Raw genomic sequence first — 15,116 nt, 5'->3', positions numbered from 1 at the left:
CCTCCACGGAGGTGCCGGGCCCGTTCGGTGTCCGGGGTCGGGGTCAGCGGCCCTGCAGCCGCCGGCGGATGCTGCGCAGCACGAGCCCGGCGACCCAGGCGGCGCCGGCCCACGACGCCGTCTTCATGCCCCGGCCGGCCACGCGCCGTCCGCGGCCGCGGAACTCGCGGATGGGCCAGCCGACCTCCTTGGCGTGCCGGCGCAGGCGCGCGTCGGGGTTGATGGGGCACGGGTGCCCGACGGTGCGCATCATCGGCAGGTCGTTGAGCGAGTCGCCGTACGCGTACGAGGCGGAGAGGTCGATGCCCTCGCGGTCGGCGAGCTCGCGGACGGCGGCGGCCTTCGCCTCGCCGTGCATGAGGTCGCCCACGAGGCGGCCGGTGTAGAAACCGCCGGAGTGCTCCCCGATGGTGCCGAGGCACCCCGTGGCGCCGAGGCGGCGGGCGATGAGGCCGCCGATCTCGACCGGCGTCGCGGTCACGAGCCACACCTGGTCGCCGGCGGCCAGGTGCTCGTCGAGCAGCCGCTTGGTGCCCGGGAAGATGCGCAGCTCGAGCACGGTGTCGTACACGTCCTCGCCCACCGCGGTGATCTCCGCCACCGAACGGCCGGCGATGAGCGACAGCGCTCGGCTGCGCACCGTCTCGATCTGGGAGCGGGACTCGCCGAACACGAGGTACTTCGCCTGGATCAGCGCGAACCGCAGCAGGTCGCGGGTGCCGAAGAACCGGCGCTGGTACAGGGCGCGCGCGAGGTGGAAGGCGCTGGCGCCCCGGATGATGGTGTTGTCGACGTCGAAGAAGGCTGCGGCGCGCGCCGGCGGGGACGACTCGGCGGGCGACGGCATGCGGTCCACTGTATCGGCGCGGATACGCTGTGCAGGTGAGCAGGCCGCAGGGATCCGCAGGTGAACCCCGGGTGCTGCTGTACACGCGTGTCGGTTGCCACCTGTGCGAGGAGGCTCGGGCGGTGGTCGCGGACGTGTGCGGCGCGGCGGGGGAGACGTGGCGGGAGGTCGACATCGACGTCGACGGTCCCGGTGGTGACCTGGTGGGCAAGTACGGGGACTACGTGCCCGTCGTCGAGGTGGACGGCGTGCAGCAGGGCTTCTGGCGGGTGGACGGCGCGCGGCTGGCGCGGCGGCTGGCTCGCTGAGCCCCGGGAGAGGACGACAGGGTGATCCAGCAGTGATCGAGCTCGGTGAGGCGACGGTGCCGGCCGCGACGGTGGCGAGGCTGCCGTACTACCTGCGCGCCCTGCGCGACCTGGCGGAGGGCGGCGTGACGACGACGTCGTCGTCGGAGCTGGCGGAGCGGTCCGGGGTGGGGTCGGCGCAGCTGCGCAAGGACCTGTCCTACCTCGGGTCGTTCGGCACGCGCGGCGTGGGCTACGACGTGCAGTCGTTGGCGCAGTACATCGCGACGGCGCTCGGGCTCGAGTCCGAGCACCGACTGGCGATCGTCGGCATCGGCAACCTGGGGCACGCCCTGGCGAACTACTCGGGGTACGCGGCCCGAGGGTTCCAGGTGGTGGCGCTGCTGGACGCCGACCCGCAGGTGGTGGGGAACTCCGCGGCGGGGCTGACGATCGAGCACGTCGACGCGCTGGAGGACGTCCTCGCGCGCACCGGCGTGTCGATGGTGGTGCTGGCGACCCCCGGGCCGGTGGCGCAGACCATCGCCGAACGGATCGTGGCGTGCGGCGTGCGGGAGATCCTGTCCTTCGCACCGGTGGCGCTGCAGCTGCCCGACGACGTCGTCGTGCGCTCGGTGGACGTGGCCGGCGAGCTGCAGATCCTCGCGTTCCACGCCGCGGCCCGTGCGGCGACCAACGGCGCCCCCGCGAGGTAGTCCCGGAGTCGCCGAGGTAGTTCAGACATGGTCCAGGTCGTCCGAAGGGGCGGCCCGCATATCCGCGGGCCGCCCCTTCGAACTATCTGGGCAGATCTCGAACCACCTCGGCGAGAGGGTCAGCTCTGCTTGATGGCCGAGACGTCGAGGGCGATCTTGACCTTGTCGCCCACGAGGACGCCGCCGGTCTCGAGCGCGGCGTTCCAGGTCAGGCCGTAGTCCTTGCGCGAGATCTCGATCTGGGACTCGAAGCCGGCGCGCGGGTTGCCGAACGGGTCGGTGGCGGTGCCGGTGAACTCGGTGGGCAGCTCGACCGTGTTGGTGACGCCGTTGATGGTGAGGTCGCCGGTGATCGTGTAGTCGTCACCGTCGGTGGAGATGCCCTTGGAGGCGAAGGACCAGACCGGCTTCTCCTCGGCGTGCCAGAAGTCGGCGCTCTTCAGGTGGCCGTCGCGGTTCTCGTCGCCGGTGTTGACCGACGCGGCGTCGAGCTCGGCGGAGACGGCCGTCGACTCGAGGTCGTCGCCCACGGTGATGGCGCCGGACGAGATGGCGATCGTGCCGCGCACCTTGGCGATCCCGGCGTGGCGCACGGCGAACGAGGCGGTCGAGTGGGCGGTGTCGATGGCGTAGGTACCGGCGGTCAGGCCTGCGGGCAGCGCGGTCATGGTGTCTCCCTCGGGTTGGGTCGTGCTGACTGTCACCAAGATAGTTGATGAATCAACTATCGTCACGGGGGGTGGAACGCGCCGCTCTCGTAACCTATTCCCGTGGGTGCGACGAGAGCGCAGGAGCGCGACGACGAGGGCCGCGCGGACGTGCGCTGGCTCGACGAGCAGCAGCAGTGGGCGTGGCGACGGTTCCTCGAGGGGACGTCACGCTTCTTCGAGGCGCTGGGGGACGCGCACGACGAGGGGCTGCCGGTCACGCTCGGCGAGTACCACCTGCTGGTGCAGCTCTCCGAGGCGTCGGGCAGGACGCTGCGGATGTCGGCGCTCGCGGACTTCCTCGCGCTGTCGCGCAGCCGCCTGACGCACACGGTCGACCGGATGGAGCGGCGCGGGCTCGTGGTCCGCACGCCCGTGCCCGGGGACCGGCGCGGGGTGAACTGCGTCATGACCGACGCCGGGTACGCGGCGCTCGTCGACGCCGCGCCGGGCCATGTGACCGCGGTCCGGCGCCTGCTGGTCGACGCCCTCACCGACGAGGAGTTCGCGACCCTGGGCCGCGCCATGGCGAAGGTGGCGGACGTGGCCAGGGGGCCCGCGGCGCCCTAGTCGCTCTGCGGCAGGGCGGCACGGCGATGGAGGCGGCCAACTGGTCCACCGCCGACGGTGAGGCCCAGCAATGTCGGCGACGGCCCGTCGGCCCGTGCCGGTCGCGTGAGGGTCGTCACGTCATGCTGGACGGGACCTGGGTACGCCGCCGGTCTGGGACACTGGGACCCATGGCCACCACCACCGTCCATCTCGTACGGCACGGCGAGGTCCACAACCCGGACGGCGTCCTCTACGGGCGCATCCCCGGCTACCGCCTGTCCGACCGCGGCCAGGCGATGGCGCGCCGTGTGGCGCAGCACCTGTCCGGCGCGGGCCGCGACGTCGTCGCCGTCGTCGCCTCCCCGCTGCAGCGTGCGCAGGAGACCGCGACGCCGACGGCCGAGGCCTTCGGCCTGACCCTCGCCACCGACCACCGGCTCGTCGAGGCGGGGAACCACTTCGAGGGCACGACGATCGGGAAGAACCCGGGGCAGCTCGCCCACCCGAAGTACTGGCGCTACCTGTGGAACCCGCTCCGCCCGTCGTGGGGCGAGCCGTACGCGGACCAGGTGACCCGGATGCGTGCCGCCGTGGACGACGCGCGTCGTGCCTACGAGGGCCACGAGGTCGTGCTGGTCAGCCACCAGCTCCCGGTCTGGGTCACCCGGCGGTCGTACGAGGGCGGCTCCCTGGCGCACGACCCCCGCCACCGTCAGTGCGCCCTGGCGTCGATGACCTCGCTGCGGTTCGACGGCGAGACGTTCGTGGGCCTGCACTACACCGAGCCCGCCGCCGACCTGCTCGCCGGCGCCGACCCCGTGCCGGGGGCGTGATGCGCACCGCTCGCCCGCGCGCGCTCCGCCGCGCCTCGGCGGCCGTCGGCGCCGTCCTCGCCCTCGGGCTCCTCGCCGCGTGCGGCGCCCAGGACTCGGGCGCCGGCGACGTCGTCGGACAGGGCTTCGTCTCCGGCGACGGCTCCGTGAAGCAGTGGGACGCGGGGGACCGCGAGGACGCCGTGACCGTCGAGGGCACGTCGTTCGAGGGCGACGAGGTCAGCACGGCCGACTGGCTCGGCGACGTCGTCGTGGTCAACACCTGGTACGCCGGGTGCGCGCCGTGCCGCGCCGAGGCCCCCGACCTCGTGGCGCTCGCGAACGAGCGCGAGGCCGACGGCGTACGCGTGCTGGGCATCAACACCGAGGACGAGGCCGGCGCCGCCACCTCGTTCCAGCGCACGTTCGACGTGCCCTACCCGTCCATCGAGGACCGCAGCGGCCAGGTCGTGGCCAGGCTCTCCGGCGTCGTGCCGCTGCAGGCCGTGCCGTCCACCGTCGTGCTCGACGCCGAGGGCCGGGTCGCGGCGCGCGTCATCGGGCAGGCGGAGGCGTCCACGCTCGACGCGATCGTCGACGAGGTGCTCGCCGAGTCGGGCGACGGCGCGAAGGGCGCCTGATGGGCGAGACCTTCGCGACCACGGTGTTCAGCGGCTCGATGCTGCTGGCGCTGCCCGTGGCGCTGATCGCCGGCCTCGTGTCGTTCGCCTCGCCGTGCGTGCTGCCCCTGGTGCCCGGCTACGTCGGGTACGTGAGCGGCATGGCCGCCGCGTCGGCCGGGACGGGCGCGAAGGGCCGGCCCGGGGTGCCTCAGGACCCGGCCCGGCGCCGCGTCGTCGCCGGTGTGGCCCTCTTCGTCCTCGGCTTCACCGCGGTGTTCGTGGCGTTCATGGCAGCCGCGGGGGCGATCGGCTCCTACCTGGTGCAGTGGGAGGGCACGATCATGCGTGTCCTCGGGGTCGTCGTGATCCTCATGGGTCTCGCCTTCCTCGGCGCCGTGCCGTTCCTGCAGCGGGAGCGGCGCATGCACCTGAGCCCCCGGGCGGGCCTGTGGGGCGCGCCGCTGCTGGGCGTGGTGTTCGGCCTCGGCTGGACCCCCTGCATCGGCCCGACGCTCGCGGCCGTGCAGACGCTGGCGCTCGACCAGGCGTCGGCCGGCCGCGGTCTGGTGCTCGGCGTCGCGTACTGCGTCGGGCTGGGCGTGCCCTTCCTCCTGGTCGCGCTCGGGCTGCAGTCCTCGCAGCGCATGCTCGGCTTCCTGCGCCGGCACCGCCTGGGCATCCAGCGCGCGGGCGGCGCCCTGCTGGTGCTGGTCGGCCTGGCGCTGGTCACGGGGCTGTGGTCCTCGTGGACCAGCCAGCTCCAGGGCTGGATCGGCGGATTCGTGACGGTGGTGTGATGAGCGAGAAGGCGACGTACCGACCAGAGGGCATCAACGACGCGTTCGTCGAGGGCCGCGCCGACGCCGGGCCCTCGTCCCCCGCCGAGGGGCCGGCCAAGCCCGCCGGCCCGAACCTGCCGACGCTGGGCTGGCGCGGCATGCTGCGCTGGACGTGGCGCCAGCTCACGAGCATGCGCGTGGCGCTCATGCTGCTCATGCTGCTCGCCGTCGCGGCGGTGCCCGGCTCGGTGCTGCCGCAGCGCGGCCAGGACGCCGCCGCGGTGCTCGAGTACCTCGGCGACCACCCCACGCTGGGGGAGTGGCTGGACCGGTTCGGCTTCTTCGAGGTCTACAGCTCGGTCTGGTTCTCGGCGATCTACATCCTGCTGTTCGTGTCGCTCGTGGGCTGCATCGTGCCGCGCACGCTCGCGCACGCCCGCAACCTGCGGAACCGGCCGCCGAAGACGCCGGTCAGGTTCGGCCGGTTCCCCGCCACGGCCGAGGCCAGCACGACGGCCTCGCCCGACGAGGTCGTCGAGGCCGTGGCCGGCCACCTGCGCGGCCCGTTGCGCCGCCTGCCCACGTTCCGCGTCGACGTCGGGTCGGAGGAGCCGCGCCTCGGCCGGCCCGCCACCCGCACGGTGGCCGCGGAGCGCGGCTACCTGCGCGAGACCGGCAACCTCGTGTTCCACCTCGCGCTGCTCGGCCTGCTCGTCTCCGTCGCCCTCGGCCAGCTGCTCCACTACCGCGGCCAGGCGATCGTCACGGAGGGCCGCGGCTTCGCCAACGCGGTCGTCGACTACGACACCTTCGACAAGGGCGCGTGGTTCCAGCCGTCGTCGCTGTCGCCGTTCTCGATGACGCTCGACTCGTTCGACTCCGAGTTCGCCTCCGACACCGTGGCCTTCGCGCAGGCGCGCGACTTCACCGCCCACGTGACGGTCACCGAGCCGGACGGCGGGCAGCACTCCGACCAGATCAAGGTGAACTCCCCGCTGACGGTCGACGGCGCCAAGATCTACCTGCAGGGCAACGGTTTCGCCCCGGAGATCACCGTCAAGGACGGCGCCGGCGAGATGGCGTTCTCCGGCCGCGTCCCGTTCCTGCCCGAGGACACCATGTACACGTCGCGCGGCGTCGTGAAGGTCCCGGACGTCTCCGACGGGCAGGAGCAGATCGGCCTGGTCGGGTACTTCCTGCCCACCGCCGTCGTCGAGGCGGACGGCTCGGCCCGCTCCGTCTTCCCGCAGCCGCAGAACCCGCTCATGGTGCTCGAGGTGTTCCGCGGCGACCTGGGCCTGGACGACGGCGTGCCGCAGAACGTGTACCGACTCGACACCGCATCCCTCACGCCGTCGACGGACGAGGACGGCGAGACGATCAAGCTGCTCGTGAAGCCCGGGGAGACGGTCGAGCTGCCCGACGGCCTCGGCACCGTCACCCTCGGCGAGGCGGTGCCGCGCTATGTCGCGCTCGACCTGCGCTACGACCCCTCGCTCGCCTGGGTGCTGACGTTCTCCCTGCTGGCCCTCGCCGGCCTCGCGGTCTCGCTGTTCACGCCGCGCCGCCGCGTGTGGGTGCGATCATGGGAGACCACGGACGACGACGGCCGGGCCGTCACGCACGTCGAGCTCGCCGGGCTCGCGCGCGGGGACGACGCCGGCCTGCAGCGCGAGGTCGACAAGGCCCTGGCAGCGGTGCCGGGGCTCGCCGACGGCACGAGTGACGACGACAAGCCCGACGACAAGCCCGACGACGACCAGCTCGCCGCCGACCACCCGAGAACCGCCACGGAGGACTGACCATGCAGATCGCCGAGCTGAGCGTGCTGCTCGTGTGGGGCGCCGCCACGGCGCTCACGATCGCGCTCGTCGCGTTCGCGATCGACCTGGGCCGCCGCACGGAGGCGCGGGCCGAGGCCCACGCCGAGGCGCGTACGCCCGCGGCGGTGGGGGCCGGGTCCCGGCCTGGACCCGCGCCTGCCGCGAGCACCCCGGGGACGGCGGGGGACGCCGCCCCCGCGCGCCGTCGTGCGGCCGGCATCGCGATGTCGACCACGTGGCTGGGCACGGCGATGCTCCTCGTGGCGATCGTGCTGCGCGGGTTCGCCGCGGGCCGCACGCCGTGGGCCAACATGTACGAGTTCACCCTGGTGGGGTCGTTCATGGCCCTCGCCGTGTTCCTCGGCATGAACGTGCGCAAGGACTTCAAGTTCCTCGGCGCGTTCGTCACCGGCCTGACGGTGCTCTTCCTCGTGCTCGGCCTCAACGTCTTCTACGTCGCCGCCATGGGCGTGCAGCCGGCGCTGCAGAACTACTGGCTCGTCATCCACGTGGGCGTGGCGATCAGCGCCACCGGCATCTTCACCGTCGCGTTCGTCGCGTCGGTGCTGCAGCTCCTGCGCGACAGCCGCGACACCGGCTCCCCGTACCTGCAGCGGCCCGGCTTCCGCTGGCTCGACCGCGTGCCGACCCCCACCTCGCTCGAGGCGCTGTCGTTCCGGCTCAACGCCGTCGGCTTCGTGCTGTGGACCTTCACCATCATCGGCGGCGCGATCTGGGCCGAGCATGCCTGGGGCCGCTACTGGGGCTGGGACCCCAAGGAGGTCTGGAGCTTCGTCATCTGGGTCGTGTACGCGGCGTACCTGCACGCCCGCACCACCCGCGGCTGGGACGGCCGCCGCGCCGCGTGGTTCGTGATCGTCGGCTACCTGTGCGTGCTGTTCAACTTCACCGGCGTGAACCTGATCTTCAACGGCAAGCACTCGTACTCGGGGCTCAACACCGACAGCACCGGCGGCGCCTGACGCCACCCGGCCGCTGCGAGCGCGAAAGAGGGGACTGTCCGCCACCGGACAGTCCCCTCTTTCGCGCTCACGGCGTCTAGGGAGCGTCGCCGTTGCCGCCGCCCTCGCGCTCACGGCGGCGCTTCTCCTGCTCGAGGCGCCAGAGGAACTCCGGGTCGTCGTCGGGCGCCACGGGACCGGACGGACGGCGCGGGCCGGACGGTCCGGGTCGCCGGCGGCGGGACGTCGGGCCGCGGCCGCCGGAGGCGCGGCGGGCGGACTGCTTGACGACGATCCACGCGACGGCGCCGAAGATCGGCAGCAGCACGATGATCACCGCCCAGAGCCAGCGGGGGAGTCCGCCGCGCTCGTCCTCCTCGGAGCCGAACAGGTCGAGCAGGGCGTACAGGGCGAGCCCCACCACGAGGAGGGGCAGGATCACACGCGCGAACATGCCTCCAGCCTAGTTCGGCGTCGGGATGCTCAGGAATCGCGCCTACCCTGGAAGCGTGCCCCTCGTCATGTACACCGTCTGGCGGATCCTTCTGTTCGTCGCCGCCCTCGGCGCCGGCTACCTGCTCGGCCTGCGCAGCTGGCTCCTCGTCCTGGTCGCCGCCGTCGTGGCGTTCGCCGTCTCGTACCTCGCGCTGAGCAAGCCACGGGACGCCGCTGCGCGCTGGCTCGCGGAGAAGGAGCAGCGGCGCAAGGACGGCGCCGACAAGCACGACGTCGACACCGACTACGAGGACTCCGTCGTGGACCGGGAGCACCCCACGGCCGGTTGAGCGGGCGGGTGTGCCGGCGTCAGAGCGCCAGGCCGACGGCCAGCAGCACGCCGTAGGCGAGCTCGAACATCCCGGTGCCGGCGAGCACCTTCACGAGCAGCGGCCCGCGCGCCCCGGCGATCACCGGGGCCACGAGCAGCGCGGCGGGCAGCAGCAGCACCGTGACGAGCAGCGCCCACGGCGACCACGCCGCGCACACCATGCCCAGCACCACGGGCAGCAGGATGCAGCCGGCGTACCAGCGCCGGGCGCGGTGGTCGCCCAGGCGCACGGCGAGGGTCCGCTTGCCCGCGACGACGTCGGTCGGGATGTCGCGCACGTTGTTCACCATGAGCAGCCCGCAGGCGATCAGACCGACGCCGACCGCTCCCAGCACGGACGGCCACGTGAGGGTGTCCGCCTGGGTGTACGTGGTGCCGAGCGTCGCGACGAGCCCGAAGAACACGAAGACGCCGACCTCGCCGAGCCCCGCGTAGCCGTACGGGTGCTTGCCGCCCGTGTAGTACCAGGCGGCCAGCACGCAGAGCACGCCCACCGCGAGCAGCCACCAGTGCCCGCTGACGGCGCACAGCGCGAGGCCGAGCACCCCGGCGACCCCGAACGACGCGAACGCGGCCCCCTTGACGCGGCGGGGCGGCGCGATGCCGGACGCCGTGAGGCGCAACGGACCCACCCGGTCGACGTCCGTACCGCGCACGCCGTCCGAGTAGTCGTTGGCGTAGTTGACCCCCACCTGCAGGGCGAGCGCGACGCCGAGCGCGAGCACGGCGGGCAGCCAGGCGAAGGCTCCCACGTCCGCCGCGGCGCCCGACCCGATCAGCACCGGCGCGGCCGCGGCCGGCAGGGTGCGGGGGCGTGCTCCGGCGATCCACTCGCTCGTCGTGGCCATGCTTCTCCGTCCGTCGGTGCGGCGCCGGGGCGTCGCGTGCGCGAGCAGGTCAGGCGTGCGCCTCGTGCTCGCGGACGAGGGCGACGACGCCGCTGCGGTCCACCTTGCCGGGGCCGCGCAGCGGGAGCGCGGCCGTGCGGTACACGCGGCGGGGCGCGGACGGCCCACCCAGCCTAGTCGTCGCGGCGGACCGGACCCGCGCCAGCGTGTCGTCGTCGACGGGCGCGATCCGCGGCCCGCTCGGCCCGGTCGACGCGGCCGGGGACGCGACCACGGCCACGAGCGCCTGCCCCCACTCGGCGTCGGGCACGCCGACGACGCACGCCTCGCCGTCGAGCAGCTCGCCGACGAGCGCCTCGACGGGCGCCGGCGCCACGTTCACGCCGCCGGTGACGACGACGTCGTCCGCCCGGCCGAGCACCTGCAGCGTGCCGTCCGGGCGCAGCCGGCCGAGGTCGGACGTGCGGAACCAGCGGGCGCCGTCCGGGTCGGTGCGGAACGCCGCGGCCGTGGCGGCGTCGTCGCCCAGGTACCCGGCCGCGAGCGTGGGCCCGCCCAGCTCGACGACCCCCACCTCTCCTGACGGCTCGGGGGGGACGAGGCGGACCCGGACGCCGCGCAGGGGCGCGCCGTCGTACACGCAGCCGCCGGCGGTCTCCGACATGCCGTAGGTCGTCACGACGCGCACGCCCGCCTCCGCGGCGCGGGCGAGCAGCGGGGGCGGGGTCGCCGCGCCGCCGAGCAGCACCGCCGCGCAGCGGGCCAGCGCCGCCAGCCCGCGGGGCGCGCCGTCCTGGGCGGCGGCGAGCAGGCGGTGCACCTGGGTGGGCACCAGCGACACGTACACCGGGTCGTCGCCGGCGGCGTCGAGGGTGGGTTCGAGCAGGTCGGCCAGGCCGTCGGGCGTGAACCGCGCGTCCGGGTCGGCCGCCGCCAGGGGGGTGCCGGCGAGCGCCGACCGCACCAGCACCTGCAGGCCGGCCACGTGCGTCGGCGGCAGCGTCAGCACCCACCGTCCGGGGCCGCCCAGTCGCTCGTGGGTGGCCGACGCGGAGGCGCGCAGGGCGGCCGCGGGCAGCGCGACCTCGCGGGGCGTCCCCGTCGACCCGGACGTGCGCACCAGCAGCGCCGTGCCCGACGGCACGGGGGCCGCCGTCGTGCGAGGGAGCGGCACGACGGCTGGGCCGCCGTCGAGCGCGGCGCGCACGGCGTCGCGGAGCACGCCGACGGACGGGGGGAGCGAGGGGCGGGGCACCGCACCAGCGTAGGTCCGGGTCGGTCCGGGTCGGTCCGGGTCGGTCCGGGTCCCGTCCGGGTCGCGGCAGGCCTGCCGTAGGGTGGCACGGTCCTGGCCCGGGAGCCCCTGGGCCGCACGCACGTCGAGGAGGACGCCGAGGATGCCCACGAAGCCCGCAGGCGCACCCCGTGGCGCCCGGACCGGGGCCGTCGGCGCGATCGTCGCGCTCGCCCTACTGGCCACGGCCGCCTGCGGCGCCGGCGAGCCCGCCGCGCCGCCCACCGTCACCGCCGCACCGGACGTCTCCCAGCCGAAGGCCGCGCCGCCCGACCCCGTGAAGCCGAAGCCGGCACCGAAGCCGAAGCCCGCGGTGTGGCCGCTCAACGGCAGGCAGACCGGGACGAAGAAGGTCCCTTCCAGGCCGGCCGTCGCGGTGAAGATCGAGAACTCGTCGCAGGCACGACCGCAGTCCGGGCTGCAGCAGGCGGACATCGTGTGGGAGCAGGTGGTCGAGGGCGGCATCAGCCGGTACGTCGCCGTGTACCACTCGAAGCTGCCCGGCACCGTCGGTCCCGTCCGGTCCGTGCGCCCCATGGACCCGGGCATCGTCGCGCCGATGCACGGCATCCTGGCCTACTCCGGCGGGCAGCCGCCGTTCGTCCGCGCCGTGGGGAAGGCGAAGGTCCAGTCCGTGACCATGGACGGCGGCGACCCTGGCTTCCGGCGCAGCGGCGACCGGGCCGCGCCGCACAACGTGTACGGGTCCGTGAAGGCGTTCGCGATGCAGGCGACCAAGAGCCGGGCGACCCCGCCGCCCGCGCAGTTCTCGTACGCCGCCAAGGTCGGCCAGGGGTCCGCCGCGAAGAACGACCGGAAGGGTCGCGTGGCCGACGTCCGGCTCTCCCCGGCGCAGCGCACCGTGTGGCGGTGGAAGGCGAAGACGAAGACGTACGCCCGCTACGACGGCTCGGCCCCCTCGATCTCCTCCGGGAGCCAGCTGCGGGCCCGCAACGTGCTGCTCCTGTCCGTGAAGCTGAAGAACACGAGGTACCGCGACCCGAGCGGCGCCCCCGTGCCCGAGACGCAGATGGTGGGCCGCGGCAAGGGCGTGCTCCTCACCCGCGGCAAGGCGCTCAGCGTGATCTGGTCGAAGAAGTCGACGAGCAAGAAGCTGGTGCTGAAGACCCGCGGGGGCGACCCCGTCCGCCTCGACCCGGGCAACCTGTGGGTCGAGCTCGTCCCACGCGGCACCGGGTCGTGGCGGGTGCGTTGACGCCGGATCGGGGCGTTCCCGGCCTACGGTGAGGGCGTGTGACCGCGCGCACAGCTCGCGACCCCGGGAGAACCGTATGACCGCCACGCCCCGCCCGTCCCGCACCCGGCGCGCCGCAGCGCTGACGGTCGCCGCCGTCCTGGCTCTGGCGGCGTGCTCGTCCGGCGGGTCGCCGTCGCCGGTCGTCACGCCGGGCAGCACCGCCGACAAGGGCGCCCCGCCGTCGCCCACGATGCCGTCGGCCTGGCCGCTCACCGGGGTGCGCTCGGACGAGGTGGCGGCCCGGCCGGCGCTCGCGGTGAAGATCGAGAACGCGCCCGAGGCACGTCCGCAGACCGGCCTCGAGGACGCCGACCTGGTGTGGGAGGAGGTCGTCGAGGGCGGTATCACACGGTTCGTCGCCGTCTACCACTCGCGGATCCCGAAGGCGGTGGAACCCGTGCGCTCGGTGCGGCCCATGGACCCCGACGTCGTCGCCCCGCTCGGCGGCATCCTCGCCTACTCGGGCGGTCAGGCGCCGTTCATCGCGGCGGTGGAGAAGTCCGGCACCCAGTCGGTGATCATGGACCGCGGCGACGCGGGCTTCTCCCGCGACCCGGGCCGCGCCGCGCCGCACAACGTCGTCGGGGACCCGAAGGCCTTCCTCGACCAGGCCGACGGCGACCGCACCGTGCCGCCGCCCGCCCAGTTCCGGTACGCGGGCGAGGCGGGCGAGGGCACCGCGGCGGCCGACGGCACGAAGGCGGCCACCCTCGACGTGACCCTCAGCCCGGCGCAGCGCAGCGTCTGGGACTGGTCCGGCGAGGAGAAGCGGTGGCTGCGCAGCGAGGGCTCGCGCGAGTCGGTGTCGTCGTCGGGGAAGCGGCACGCGGCCGTCAACGTGCTCGCGCTGTCGGTGGACGTGGTGGACACGCAGTACAAGGACCCGGCCGGCGCGCCCGTCCCGAAGACCGAGCTGGTGGGCAAGGGCAAGGGGGTGCTGGCGTCCGCCGGCCGGACGGTGTCCGTGCAGTGGTCGAAGAAGGACCAGAGGTCGCCGGTCGAGCTGACCCGCGACGGCGAGCCGGTCGAGCTCGACCCCGGCAGCACGTGGATCGAGCTCGTCCCGAAGGACGGCGGGAGCTGGACGGCGTCCTGACGGCGACGACCGCCGACCGACCGCGCCGCGGCTAGGCCCCGCCGAGCCCCGAGAGGCTGTTCCCGAGGGTCACGGGAGTGCCGCCGGCGGAGAACAGCCCCCACAGCACACCCGTGCCGGTCCGTTCCCACGCCGTGCTGCCGTCCCGCAGGTCGAGCGCGACCAGGCGGTGGGGCGCGTCCGCGCCGTCGTCGGACCACGAGGCCGGGGAGATCGCGAGCAGCAGGCGGGTGCCGTCGGTGACGGCGCCCGCGACCGTCTCGCCGTCCTCGGGGTCGCCGTCGAGCAGGTCCGGCACCCGCCACCGCTGTGCGCCGGTGCGGGCGTCGACGACCGTGAGCGACGTCTCGTCGGCGAGGACGATCGCGTCCCCGACCCGGGCGAGCGGCGTCGTGAGGGGGGCGACGGAGACCGACCAGGTGGGCGCCCCGTCGGCGCCGAGGGCCGCCAGCGACGAGGCGCTGCCGCCGGCGCCGACGAGGACCAGCCGCGCGCCGTCGGGCGTCGTGTCGACGAGCGGGGCGACCGCCGAGCCGTGGATCGTCTCCAGCCGCTCGCCGTGGGCGTCGCGGACCTCGCTGGTCTCGCCCTGCACCAGGAACCGGCCGCCGGGCAGCGGCACCAGCGTGTGCGCGTCGCCGCCCACGTCGAACGACCCGCCGGTCGGCGTGACCGCCCGCGTGAGGCCGCACACGCCGAGCGTCGTCGCCGACGGCGTCGCGTCGATCCAGGGCTGCGGCGTGACGCTCACCGTCTGCTCGCCGGGGCCCTCCGTCACCCCGCACGACTCGAGGGCGTCCTCGGTGAGGGGGACCGTCACCTCGGCGCGCTCCTCCCCGGTGACGGCGTCCACGACCCGCAGGGTCGGGTCGTGCCAGCCCGTGTCGCGCAGGGCGCGCAGGAGGCTCGCGGCGTCCTCGCCCTCCGGCCACGGGACCTCGGTCACCGAGGCGGTCTCGTCGAGCACCGCGACCGTCCCGTCGGCGGCGGGGACCACCTGGGACCAGGAGTAGACGCCGGGGTCGCCCTCCCCGGGCGCGTCGACCGGCTCGAGGAGGTCGAGCTCCCGTTCGCTCACCACCGTGCCGTCGGCGTCGAGCACCGTGACGCGGGAGGCGTCCTCGACGCAGACCACGGTGTCCACCGGGGCGCTCCAGTCGACCGGGGTCCAGGGCGCGGGCCCGCACATCGCGCCGTCGTCGAGCGGGTGCTCCCACACGACGTCGCCGGTCGCCGCGTCCATCGCCCGGACGCCGGCGCCGTCGGTGACGGCCAGCACGCCGCCCGGCAGGACCGCGGCGACCGACGACTCCTCGGGGAGGGACCAGACGACGTCGACGGGCTCGGACAGGTCGCCCACGACGCCGGGCATGCCGCGGATCGCCTCGGCGCGCTGGCGCTCGGCGCGGGCATCCAGCAGGCCCGGGGCGACGGCAGCGGTGGCGGCGGCGACCACGACGACGGCGGTGCCGCCCGCGACGGCGACGCGGCCCCGGCGGGAGAGCGTGCGCCACCGGGCGCGGGCCCGCACGATCAGGTCCGCCGGGCGCCGGCGGCTCTCGTGGGGCCGGTCGTCCGGGGCGTCGTCGGGCGCGTCCTCGCGCTCGTCGTCCGGCACGAGCTCGAAGGTGGTCATCGGCTCGGGGCGCCGGAACCTCGGAGGCATGCCCGGAGGCTACCGGCGAC

General features: G+C 74.5%; 17 protein-coding genes. 11 read left to right on the top strand and 6 right to left on the bottom strand.

Features of this window, described 5'->3' with window-relative positions:
• Window positions 1–43: 43 nt before the first annotated feature.
• Entirely contained in the window at window positions 44–847 is an 804-nt protein-coding gene (locus ACFQ80_RS16200) for an HAD family hydrolase (protein WP_430550613.1), read from the bottom strand.
• Window positions 848–882: 35 nt separating this feature from the next.
• Here ACFQ80_RS16200 and ACFQ80_RS16195 point away from each other — a divergent pair, with 35 nt between their 5' ends.
• Complete coding sequence (locus tag ACFQ80_RS16195) at window positions 883–1,155, top strand: glutaredoxin family protein (RefSeq protein WP_430564350.1); 273 nt, start codon at window positions 883–885, stop codon at window positions 1,153–1,155.
• Between the two features lie 32 nt (window positions 1,156–1,187).
• Entirely contained in the window at window positions 1,188–1,850 is a 663-nt protein-coding gene (locus tag ACFQ80_RS16190; RefSeq protein WP_430564349.1) for a redox-sensing transcriptional repressor Rex, read from the top strand.
• Between the two features lie 119 nt (window positions 1,851–1,969).
• Here ACFQ80_RS16190 and ACFQ80_RS16185 read toward each other — a convergent pair whose 3' ends face one another.
• Window positions 1,970–2,518, bottom strand: coding sequence for a YceI family protein (locus ACFQ80_RS16185; protein ID WP_430550610.1), 549 nt, complete (start codon window positions 2,516–2,518; stop codon window positions 1,970–1,972).
• Between the two features lie 102 nt (window positions 2,519–2,620).
• Between ACFQ80_RS16185 and ACFQ80_RS16180 the strand changes: the two genes are divergently transcribed.
• The 6 genes from ACFQ80_RS16180 to ccsB all read left to right on the top strand — a co-directional run bounded on the left by ACFQ80_RS16180 (window position 2,621) and on the right by ccsB (window position 8,129).
• A complete protein-coding gene (locus tag ACFQ80_RS16180; RefSeq protein WP_430550609.1) occupies window positions 2,621–3,127 on the top strand; it encodes a MarR family winged helix-turn-helix transcriptional regulator in 507 nt (168 codons plus the stop codon).
• A 170-nt stretch (window positions 3,128–3,297) separates the two neighbouring features.
• A complete protein-coding gene (locus ACFQ80_RS16175; RefSeq protein ID WP_430564348.1) occupies window positions 3,298–3,942 on the top strand; it encodes a histidine phosphatase family protein in 645 nt (214 codons plus the stop codon).
• Window positions 3,942–4,562, top strand: coding sequence for a TlpA family protein disulfide reductase (locus ACFQ80_RS16170; protein ID WP_430550607.1), 621 nt, complete (start codon window positions 3,942–3,944; stop codon window positions 4,560–4,562). The genes ACFQ80_RS16175 and ACFQ80_RS16170 overlap by 1 nt, the downstream gene beginning before the upstream one ends.
• A complete protein-coding gene (locus ACFQ80_RS16165) occupies window positions 4,562–5,341 on the top strand; it encodes a cytochrome c biogenesis CcdA family protein (protein WP_430564347.1) in 780 nt (259 codons plus the stop codon). The genes ACFQ80_RS16170 and ACFQ80_RS16165 overlap by 1 nt, the downstream gene beginning before the upstream one ends.
• Window positions 5,341–7,125: a cytochrome c biogenesis protein ResB gene (locus ACFQ80_RS16160; RefSeq protein WP_430564346.1), complete on the top strand. Its 1,785-nt coding sequence runs from the start codon at window positions 5,341–5,343 to the stop codon at window positions 7,123–7,125. Before ACFQ80_RS16165 ends, ACFQ80_RS16160 begins: the two co-directional genes overlap by 1 nt.
• Before the next feature lie 2 nt (window positions 7,126–7,127).
• Window positions 7,128–8,129, top strand: coding sequence for a c-type cytochrome biogenesis protein CcsB (gene ccsB / locus ACFQ80_RS16155; RefSeq protein WP_430550604.1), 1,002 nt, complete (start codon window positions 7,128–7,130; stop codon window positions 8,127–8,129).
• Between the two features lie 76 nt (window positions 8,130–8,205).
• On the opposite strand, the gene ACFQ80_RS16150 is transcribed toward ccsB, so the two are convergent.
• Complete coding sequence (locus ACFQ80_RS16150; protein ID WP_430550603.1) at window positions 8,206–8,562, bottom strand: PLD nuclease N-terminal domain-containing protein; 357 nt, start codon at window positions 8,560–8,562, stop codon at window positions 8,206–8,208.
• Window positions 8,563–8,617: 55 nt separating this feature from the next.
• Between ACFQ80_RS16150 and ACFQ80_RS16145 the strand changes: the two genes are divergently transcribed.
• Complete coding sequence (locus ACFQ80_RS16145) at window positions 8,618–8,893, top strand: DUF4229 domain-containing protein (RefSeq protein WP_430564345.1); 276 nt, start codon at window positions 8,618–8,620, stop codon at window positions 8,891–8,893.
• 19 nt (window positions 8,894–8,912) lie between these two features.
• Here ACFQ80_RS16145 and ACFQ80_RS16140 read toward each other — a convergent pair whose 3' ends face one another.
• A complete protein-coding gene (locus ACFQ80_RS16140; RefSeq protein ID WP_430550601.1) occupies window positions 8,913–9,782 on the bottom strand; it encodes a 1,4-dihydroxy-2-naphthoate polyprenyltransferase in 870 nt (289 codons plus the stop codon).
• 49 nt (window positions 9,783–9,831) lie between these two features.
• On the bottom strand, window positions 9,832–11,037 hold the full coding sequence (locus ACFQ80_RS16135) for an AMP-binding protein (protein ID WP_430564344.1): 1,206 nt from the start codon (window positions 11,035–11,037) through the stop codon (window positions 9,832–9,834).
• A gap of 142 nt (window positions 11,038–11,179) precedes the next feature.
• Here ACFQ80_RS16135 and ACFQ80_RS16130 point away from each other — a divergent pair, with 142 nt between their 5' ends.
• Window positions 11,180–12,292, top strand: a complete 1,113-nt coding sequence (locus ACFQ80_RS16130; protein ID WP_430564343.1) for a DUF3048 domain-containing protein — start codon at window positions 11,180–11,182, stop codon at window positions 12,290–12,292.
• A 76-nt stretch (window positions 12,293–12,368) separates the two neighbouring features.
• Window positions 12,369–13,430 (top strand): DUF3048 domain-containing protein, encoded by a 1,062-nt coding sequence (locus ACFQ80_RS16125; RefSeq protein ID WP_430564342.1) that lies wholly within the window; start codon window positions 12,369–12,371, stop codon window positions 13,428–13,430.
• 31 nt (window positions 13,431–13,461) lie between these two features.
• Here the strand turns inward: ACFQ80_RS16125 and ACFQ80_RS16120 are convergent, their stop codons facing one another.
• Window positions 13,462–15,096 carry a PQQ-binding-like beta-propeller repeat protein gene (locus tag ACFQ80_RS16120; protein ID WP_430564341.1) on the bottom strand — a complete coding sequence of 545 codons (1,635 nt, stop codon included), beginning with the start codon at window positions 15,094–15,096 and terminating at the stop codon, window positions 13,462–13,464.
• Window positions 15,097–15,116: the final 20 nt, after the last annotated feature.

The sequence above is a fragment of the Isoptericola sp. NPDC056578 genome, from assembly GCF_042793275.1.
Classification (GTDB): Bacteria; Actinomycetota; Actinomycetes; order Actinomycetales; family Cellulomonadaceae; genus Isoptericola.
The sequence above is the reverse complement of the archived record's forward strand: the minus strand, read 5'-3'. Positions and strand labels throughout refer to the sequence as shown.